Annotated in this window: 5 protein-coding genes and 1 pseudogene; 1 reads left to right on the forward strand and 5 read right to left on the reverse strand. The window is 31.5% G+C overall.

Annotated elements, in window-relative coordinates:
• Positions 1–57: 57 nt before the first annotated feature.
• The 3 genes from LEP1GSC203_RS17965 to LEP1GSC203_RS17975 all read right to left on the reverse strand — a co-directional run bounded on the left by LEP1GSC203_RS17965 (position 58) and on the right by LEP1GSC203_RS17975 (position 3,795).
• Positions 58–969 carry a hypothetical protein gene (locus LEP1GSC203_RS17965; protein WP_002975308.1) on the reverse strand — a complete coding sequence of 304 codons (912 nt, stop codon included), beginning with the start codon at positions 967–969 and terminating at the stop codon, positions 58–60.
• 1,114 nt (positions 970–2,083) lie between these two features.
• On the reverse strand, positions 2,084–2,770 hold the full coding sequence (locus LEP1GSC203_RS17970; RefSeq protein ID WP_039938361.1) for a hypothetical protein: 687 nt from the start codon (positions 2,768–2,770) through the stop codon (positions 2,084–2,086).
• A gap of 218 nt (positions 2,771–2,988) precedes the next feature.
• On the reverse strand, positions 2,989–3,795 hold the full coding sequence (locus tag LEP1GSC203_RS17975; protein ID WP_002975221.1) for a hypothetical protein: 807 nt from the start codon (positions 3,793–3,795) through the stop codon (positions 2,989–2,991).
• Between the two features lie 288 nt (positions 3,796–4,083).
• Here LEP1GSC203_RS17975 and LEP1GSC203_RS17980 point away from each other — a divergent pair, with 288 nt between their 5' ends.
• Positions 4,084–4,902 (forward strand): hypothetical protein, encoded by an 819-nt coding sequence (locus tag LEP1GSC203_RS17980; protein WP_002975468.1) that lies wholly within the window; start codon positions 4,084–4,086, stop codon positions 4,900–4,902.
• A 208-nt stretch (positions 4,903–5,110) separates the two neighbouring features.
• Here the strand turns inward: LEP1GSC203_RS17980 and LEP1GSC203_RS17985 are convergent, their stop codons facing one another.
• Together LEP1GSC203_RS17985 and LEP1GSC203_RS20045 are read right to left on the reverse strand one after the other, a co-directional pair.
• A complete protein-coding gene (locus tag LEP1GSC203_RS17985; protein ID WP_039938363.1) occupies positions 5,111–5,500 on the reverse strand; it encodes a hypothetical protein in 390 nt (129 codons plus the stop codon).
• 460 nt (positions 5,501–5,960) lie between these two features.
• Positions 5,961–6,279 (reverse strand): annotated as a pseudogene (locus LEP1GSC203_RS20045) (hypothetical protein); the annotation flags it as partial.

Genomic DNA, 6,279 nt, shown 5'->3' on the forward strand with positions numbered 1-6,279 from the left:
CCCGAGCGAGGCCTTGTGCCGAAGCGTAGCGTTAAGTCGCTGTTATTTGCAGTGTGACTATTTTACTGTTAAATCTGAATCAAAAATTCGAATATCTTCAAATTCTTTGTTCCATTCGGTAAATTTTTCCTCTAGATGGAGGGAGTATATTGAATTTGTATTAATCAAAGCCTTATTTTCAATTGAATTTAGTAAAATAAGGATTTTTTTTCCTATATAAGAAGCTAGGCCAAAATATATGAGCATATTTTCTAAGCTAGATTTTTCTGATTCTATAGCTTCGATGCTATTATATGATGTATGTATAAATGTTGAGAAGTGCATATACCAAAATGAGGTTACAATACTTTGGTTTGCTTCTGAATTTGGATATAGAAAACCGCTATGAAATTTGGACCAATTTCCCCTTTCAATTGCGTTTTTTGATTCTTTTGAAAGATTGTTGTATTCGGAATTAGATGTGATGTACAACAAGATATTATTTAGATTTTCTATGCTTAATTCGCTGCTTTCTAGTCCAATTAATTTGTATGAATTGCTTTTAAGGTCACAATATTTCCATATGTTAAACTTGAATGCAGTTTTATTTGGATCAGTTATATTGTGACTAAAAATGAAAGTTGTTTTAATTTCTATTTCCAACATTATTCTTAATATTGCTGCGATTGAAAAATCATCTAGTTTTAGCGTATTATTATAAATTTTTGTTTTGAAATTACCAATCAGATTTATTGTATTGTAGCTTAAATAGAATCTGGAAATTAATTTTTTTAAAGCTAAATCCATTTCATTTGTAATATCAAATTCATTATAAATTTGCATTAATAGATCAAATATTGATTTTATTTCTAAATATTCTCTATGAGAAAAATCTAATAGTTTGTCATAGTTTTGTGGATTTTTCTTTAAGGATTCGACAAACTCTCCTAACTCTTTATGGGATTTTATGCTATAATCTTCTTTATTCATAATTTTTTAAAATTTAAATTGTCACATTGCAAATAACGAACTAGGGGAGACGACGTTCCTCGTAGCTGAGCCTGCGGATGCAGGCGTTAGCGTCGGCGCGTCTTCTTGCGAAGCGAGAAGCGTGACGGAGAGGAATGTGCCACAGGCCAAGCGAGGCCATGTGCCGAAGCGCAGCGTTTCCCCGTTGTTATACGACGTGCTAAAATGTCTATTTGAAATTTTTATAACAAAGAACTCTTGAGCAGTCACTTAAGCATGAATTTTTTATTTTCTTTGAGATATCGGAATCAACAGAATGTGTGAATAAGCTAAAAAACATAGCATAATTTGGAATGTCATTGCAACTTTCGTAACATTTCTTTTTCTCTTCACAATCTTGAAACAAATAGTTGCGATTAATTGAATAATCAAACTCTGGCTTGAATTTTTCTTTACCTAGGATTGTTGAAGCATAACTAAAAATTATTATGCATAAAGAAATTAAATTACGCGTTAATTTCATAAAGATTTAATTCTCCCTTAGTAATAGAAGCGTGAGTAGAATATTTTTTTTCAAATCACATAATGTTTCTTTAAATGTGTCAATTTTTGAAATCAGAGCAAAGGTTGTTTTTGGTTTAAAATTAAAGATAAGAATGTTTTTCATGCATGTCTGAAAATGAGATTTATCATAATGAATATCTCGATAACATCTGAAATCGAATGATTCTAGTGTAAAAGGATAATATAAAGATTGATTCGGGAAGTATTGAGTAGTATTTAAGAAAACAACGCTAGAATATTGTTTTTGAGCATCATTTATGCTAATTTGTGAATCGTCTTCTATGCTTTGATTTTTACGCAATTCCATAATAGGTAAACTAGAAGCAACGCAATTAAGAATTTATGCAGTTTACTTTTCATTAATTATTTTGTTTTTAGAATAAGTTTTTAGCATGTCGTATAACGAACTAGGGGAGACGACGTTCCTCGTAGCTGAGCCTACGTAGTAGGCGTTAGCGTCGGCGCGCTTCTTGCGATCGCAAGAAAGCGTGACGGAGAGGAATGTGGCACAGCCCAAGCGAGGCCGTAAGTGCCGAAGCGCAGCGTTTCCCCGCTGTTATGCGTAGTGCCATTATACTTCAAAAAATTCGACTAAATTAATTATTTCTTTCTCCGATTTTATATTAAAAGAATTAATCCTTGGGATTTCAGAATTGGATTTTTCAAATGAAAATTGAATTTTTCTCATGTCCGAAAATATTAAATCTTTAGAAGAAGTAAAACCTATTTGAATTAATTGATTTTTTATTCTTTCTTTTAGTTCTTCATTGATTTTGAAGTTTACTATTTCCCATTTTGAAATTTTAGAAACTTCTTCGAATATTTTTAAGAGAAAACTATTTAGATATTCAATAAAAAATATTTGTAGATTCTGAATTAAGTTGTTAACTAAAAGAATTTTTGAAATAGGAATCGAATCCCCTTCTTTATTTTTTACATATTGGATAATAATGTCTGAAACACTAAGGTTTAAATTTTGAAGATCTTTTTTTATATTTTCGATAGATGCACTTGAAATTAGTGCAAATCCCGAAAACCAAAGACTATTATTTTTTAAAGAATTCGGTATTGCAGGATTGTCAAAATTTACTAATTCAATTATTGAATTTCGACATGAGAACATTGCACTTTTGAAGCTTCCATAATTTGTTACAGGATATATTATTGGAAAATCAAATTTTCTCTTAAACTTTTCGAAATCATTTTCTAAGTTTTTGGAATAAATAAGAAAGTGATCAAAACTTGATTGAATATTCATAGCAAATAAATTGTTTTTAATTAGTATATTTTATGGCATTACGCATAACGAACTAGAGGAGACGACGTTCCTCGTAGCTGAGCCTGCGGAGCAGGCGTTAGCGTCGGCGCGTCTTCTTGCGGAGCGAGAAGCGTGACGGAGAGGAATGTGGCGCAGCCCAAGCGAGGCCTCGTGCCGAAGCGAAGCGTTTCCTCGCTGTTATACGCAGTGATTTTAGATTAAAATATAATTGTTGGGTGCGCTTTGTTCCAATTTTCTTTCATTGCAAAAAAGTTATTGTTTCCTATGATACGTTTAATATTGGCTATTAATGTTTGGTAAATTGTATTTTCTGTTAATTTGTCAAATAACAACGTTTCATATTTTTTGTGATCACAGTAAATACATATCGAATTGGTATAATTGAATAATACAGGGTAAATCTTGTGAAAATTTTTACTAGTGATAAATTCTGATAGAGGCTGAATTGTATCATTTATTTCATCATTTAAATATTTTAGAAACTGACTTTTATCTATGATTTTTTCTTTTGTATCGTAATCTAAAAGAATCATCTTTTTTTCATAACTTGCTGAAGTTAGAATAATTTCTTGCATAACTAAGTTAAATTTTAAATTTAATAAGGATTCTTTAAATTCTTTATCTATATTCTTTATTGATTGTTGGATGACGATATATTCTTCCTTCTCTACAAATCTTGTAAATATAAAGTAAGTTGAAATTACCGCTAGAATTAAACTAATGATGGATATTAATAGAATATAATGTTCTCTTTCCCTTTCAAAAATTGGAATAAGATGTTCAATAGTTTCTTTTCTATTTGTTTTTTCTAACACGTTTTCTATTTCTATTAAACTATCTTTAGATATCTTTAAATCTTTTAGATTTGGTTTTGAAGTATTTTCTTCAATTTTTAGAATTATGTTTACTTCGGGAGAGACCCTTGTATTATACAAGAAGAAAGTAAACAGTAAACTAGGGACTAGAATTGTAATTGTCGTTAAAAATATATTTGAAGTTTTCATATGTTTCCTTAAAATCATTGCGTATAACGAACTAGGGGAGACGACGTTCCTCGTAGCTGAGCCTGCGGACGCAGGCGTTAGCGTCGGCGCGTCTTCTTGCTTGCAAGAAGCGTGACGGAGAGGAATGTGGCATAGCCCAAGCGAGGCCGTAAGTGCCGAAGCGCAGCGTTTCCCCGTTGTTATTTGCAGTGTGGCGTATTAACAATTTTGATAACTTATAGATTGTCTTACCATTGATTTTTATATTTTAATTGCATATCATATGATTTTATAAAGAAAGTGGCAGAAATGGAAAATTATACATTTTCAAATTTCGCAACTGCTGCTTTGGTTTTTATAGGATTCGCTCAATTTGCTTTTCTTTTTATTCAACATCGGCATAATCAAATTGTTCTAATTGAGGAATTTCGAAAACAATTTATTACAACCAAGTATAATCTCGGAGTATTAGTTTTTTTAGGAAGGAGTCCTAATGAATATTATCAGATATTACCTAAAAATGAAATTAACAAGTTAAAAGTTCTTTTGTCAAAATCAAAAATGTCATCGCCAACAATTTGGGCTTTAGATTCTGCAAAATCTTTCTTTCCTTTTTTTAGCGGAGTATGTTTGAAAATTTTGCAAGGGCAACTTAACATTCAAGATATATACCCTTTATTTGGAACTGAGTTATTGCGGCATAGTTTGCCATTAAAGAGACTTCTTGAAAATACTCGAGATGAAAATTTTACTGTTAGTAAGAAACATATGAATATTCGTTCTGAAATACAGGCTTGGTTAGTTTATCATGAGGGTATTCGTAGAAGAAGTTTGATCATGCTTGACTTACTTTGGGCCGAGGCTTCTAGATTAGAAGATTTGCCTCCATCTGATTTAATATCTGCTGCCGATAAAAAGTTAGAAACAGGTAGAATTAATAGAGTAAGAATTTTTGAAGAAGCTAGAAGAATAAATCGGCCTCTAATTCCATTCAAGGAATACTTGTTATTGGATTTTCTCCGACATAGTGAATATAGAAAATTCTTTTTTTTGAAAGGTCTAGATCGAAATCGCCTTGCATTACTTGATGATGTTTGGACAGAAAATCTTTTGAAAAAATATAAATAATTAAAATTTGCCAAATTGCAAATAACGAACTAGACTAACCGACGTAGGCTGACCCTGAGTCCCGGAACGGGACGTTAGGGACTGGCACGGAGCTTGCGTATGCAAGCGAGTGACAGAAAGCCTATGTGTCGCAGACCAAGCGAGGGCGAACTCCCGAAGCGCAGCGGTTAGTTGCTGTTATGCGAAGGTTCATTTTTATTAAGGAAAATTAGTCCCAATAATTAAATAATCCTTTCCCAAGGTTTTCTGGTTTCCAATAATCTACGTCCTTGCTTGAAATGTATGACCTTTCTATGAATAGGCCATTTAGTTCATTTCTTGTTAGAACACTGATGTTATATATATTTCTTAAAAAAATTGCAATTTCGATGCAATCGATAAAAATGAAATCCCAGGAATTCTCTATATATTTTTCGCTAAAAGCAATATCTCCAAAAATTGAACAAATTAAATATATTTCAGCATCCGAACTTTTATTTTTCTTAATTTTTGCAATATGAAAATTTCTAGAATATTTTGCTTCTTTTAAATCTATTAGTACGTAGTCTAACTGATTAATTATTGAAAATATAATTTTGTTAAATGTTAAAAATTCCATCTTCTTTAACTCAATTGTCGTTTTAATATCACACTTAGAATTATTTTTTAAATTCCGTTATAATAATTAAACTTTAAATTTTTTAAAATCTTTCCTGATCATAGAAGCAATTAGAAAAATAGTATTCATTCTCTTTCTATTTGTTATGAAAATCATCTGATATTTGAATGTTTAAGTTTGGGAATAACCGTCAAAGTATGCTTTAATATAAATATTTTTTTTAGGCTAAAGTATATTGATTTTCCTATTTTAAGAATATGTTTATGAACTTTCGCATAACGAACTAGGGGAGACGACGTTCCTCGTAGCTGAGCCTCGCAGAGGCGTTAGCGTCGGCGCGTCTTCTTGCGTAGCAAGAAGCGTGACGGAGAGGAATGTGGCGCAGCCCAAGCGAGGCCGTAGTGCCGAAGCGCAGCGTTTCCTCGCTGTTATACGCCGTTTTTTTTATACAGGAATTTTCCTACTTAGCTGAGAATTCCATTTCTTCATTTTTATATAAAACGAATTTTTTATCGAAATCATAGGTGAAATTTATAGTAAGATCTCTTGGTGTAATAATTTCTAGAATATTTTTGTTTTTTTGACTGCTTTCATTAAATGAAATGATATTTCTAATACACATTTGAAAATCATTTCCAGTTTTTAGAATATCTTCATTATACGGATGAAGATTATTAATATAATAGGGTCTATTTTTTTTAATAAAACCTCCTCGATAAAAGTAGGAGTAAGGATAAAAGTAAGAGACGATCGAAATTGGCAGATTTTCGTGTGTGCGT

It is taken from the genome of Leptospira terpstrae serovar Hualin str. LT 11-33 = ATCC 700639 (assembly GCF_000332495.1).
Taxonomy (GTDB): domain Bacteria; phylum Spirochaetota; class Leptospiria; order Leptospirales; family Leptospiraceae; genus Leptospira_A; species Leptospira_A terpstrae.

Coding starts and splice junctions, on each gene's coding strand:
- LEP1GSC203_RS17965 (WP_002975308.1), bottom strand. CDS start 969: ATGAATAAAGAAGATTATAGCATAAAATCCCATAAAGAGTTAGGAGAG.
- LEP1GSC203_RS17970 (WP_039938361.1), bottom strand. CDS start 2,770: ATGAATATTCAATCAAGTTTTGATCACTTTCTTATTTATTCCAAAAAC.
- LEP1GSC203_RS17975 (WP_002975221.1), bottom strand. CDS start 3,795: ATGAAAACTTCAAATATATTTTTAACGACAATTACAATTCTAGTCCCT.
- LEP1GSC203_RS17980 (WP_002975468.1), top strand. CDS start 4,084: ATGGAAAATTATACATTTTCAAATTTCGCAACTGCTGCTTTGGTTTTT.
- LEP1GSC203_RS17985 (WP_039938363.1), bottom strand. CDS start 5,500: ATGGAATTTTTAACATTTAACAAAATTATATTTTCAATAATTAATCAG.